This is a genomic window from Saccharospirillum salsuginis (genome assembly GCF_014651855.1).
Lineage (GTDB): Bacteria > Pseudomonadota > Gammaproteobacteria > Pseudomonadales > Natronospirillaceae > Saccharospirillum > Saccharospirillum salsuginis.
Genome location: NZ_BMXR01000027.1, coordinates 1 through 2,242 on the forward strand (window position 1 = coordinate 1; position 2,242 = coordinate 2,242).

At 54.5% G+C, this 2,242-nt stretch carries 1 rRNA gene; it reads left to right on the top strand.

The window, feature by feature from the left end:
- Positions 1 to 2,242 (top strand): 23S ribosomal RNA (locus tag IE111_RS24330); the annotation flags it as partial.

Consider the following 2,242-nt stretch of genomic DNA (forward strand, 5'->3'; position numbering starts at 1 on the left):
ATAGGGGAGCCGTAGCGAAAGCGAGTCTTAACTGGGCGTCCAGTCGCGTGATGTAGACCCGAAACCCGGCGATCTATCCATGAGCAGGTTGAAGATTGAGTAACATCAATTGGAGGACCGAACCCACTTATGTTGAAAAATGAGGGGATGACTTGTGGATCGGAGTGAAAGGCTAATCAAGCCGGGAGATAGCTGGTTCTCCTCGAAAGCTATTTAGGTAGCGCCTCGGACTTATACCTACGGGGGTAGAGCACTGTTTGGGCTAGGGGGTCATCCCGACTTACCAACCCCATGCAAACTCCGAATACCGTAGAGTACTATCCGGGAGACACACGGCGGGTGCTAACGTCCGTCGTGGAAAGGGAAACAACCCAGACCGCCAGCTAAGGCCCCAAAATCTGTGTTAAGTGGGAAACGATGTGGGAAGGCTCAGACAGCTAGGAGGTTGGCTTAGAAGCAGCCATCCTTTAAAGAAAGCGTAATAGCTCACTAGTCGAGTCGGCCTGCGCGGAAGATATAACGGGGCTCAAACACAGTGCCGAAGCTGCGGACTTGTGCTTGCACAAGTGGTAGAGGAGCGTTCTGTAAGTCTGTGAAGGTGCATCGAGAGGTGTGCTGGAGATATCAGAAGTGCGAATGCTGACATGAGTAACGATAATGCGGGTGAAAAACCCGCACGCCGAAAGACCAAGGGTTCCTGTCCAACGTTAATCGGGGCAGGGTGAGTCGGCCCCTAAGGCGAGGCTGAAGAGCGTAGTCGATGGGAAACGGGTTAATATTCCCGTACTTGGGTGTACTGCGATGGGGGGACGGAGAAGGCTAGGTGATCCGGGCGTTGGTTGTCCCGGTTCAAGCGAGTAGGCCGAGATCTTAGGCAAATCCGGGATCTTAAAGCTGAGACGCGACGACGGTCGGACTACGGTCCGCGAAGTCACTGATGCCCTGCTTCCAGGAAAAGCCTCTAAGCTTCAGGTACATCCGAACCGTACCCGAAACCGACACAGGTGGTCAGGTAGAGAATACCAAGGCGCTTGAGAGAACTCGGGTGAAGGAACTAGGCAAAATGGTGCCGTAACTTCGGGAGAAGGCACGCTGGCGTTAGGTGAAGGTCCCGCGACTGGAGCTGAAGCCAGCCGAAGATACCAGGCCCCTGCGACTGTTTATTAAAAACACAGTACTCTGCAAACTCGAAAGAGGACGTATAGGGTATGACACCTGCCCGGTGCCGGAAGGTTAATTGATGGGGTTAGTCTTCGGACGAAGCTCTTGATCGAAGCCCCGGTAAACGGCGGCCGTAACTATAACGGTCCTAAGGTAGCGAAATTCCTTGTCGGGTAAGTTCCGACCTGCACGAATGGTGTAACGATGGGGGCGCTGTCTCCACCCGAGACTCAGTGAAATTGAAATCGCTGTTAAGATGCAGTGTATCCGCGGCTAGACGGAAAGACCCCGTGAACCTTTACTACAGCTTCACACTGGACTTTGAGCTTGCTTGTGTAGGATAGCTGGGAGGCTTCGAAGCGTAGACGCCAGTCTGCGTGGAGCCGACCTTGAAATACCAGCCTGGCAAGTTTGAGGTTCTAACCGAGACCCGTGATCCGGGTCCGGGACCGTGTGTGGTGGGTAGTTTGACTGGGGCGGTCTCCTCCCAAAGAGTAACGGAGGAGCACGAAGGTACCCTAAGCATGGTCGGAAATCATGCGGTTAGTGTAATGGCACAAGGGTGCTTGACTGCGAGACGGACAGGTCGAGCAGGTGCGAAAGCAGGTCATAGTGATCCGGTGGTTCTGTATGGAAGGGCCATCGCTCAACGGATAAAAGGTACTCCGGGGATAACAGGCTGATACCGCCCAAGAGTTCACATCGACGGCGGTGTTTGGCACCTCGATGTCGGCTCATCACATCCTGGGGCTGAAGCCGGTCCCAAGGGTATGGCTGTTCGCCATTTAAAGTGGTACGCGAGCTGGGTTTAGAACGTCGTGAGACAGTTCGGTCCCTATCTGCCGTGGACGTTGGAAAACTGAGAAGAGCTGCTCCTAGTACGAGAGGACCGGAGTGGACGAACCTCTGGTGTTCGGGTTGTGATGCCAATCGCATTGCCCGGTAGCTACGTTCGGACGGGATAACCGCTGAAAGCATCTAAGCGGGAAGCCCCCTTCAAGATGAGTTTTCCCTGAGGCCTTGAGCCTCCTGAAGGGTCCAGCGAGACGAGCTGGTTGATAGGTCGGGTGTGTAAGCGCTG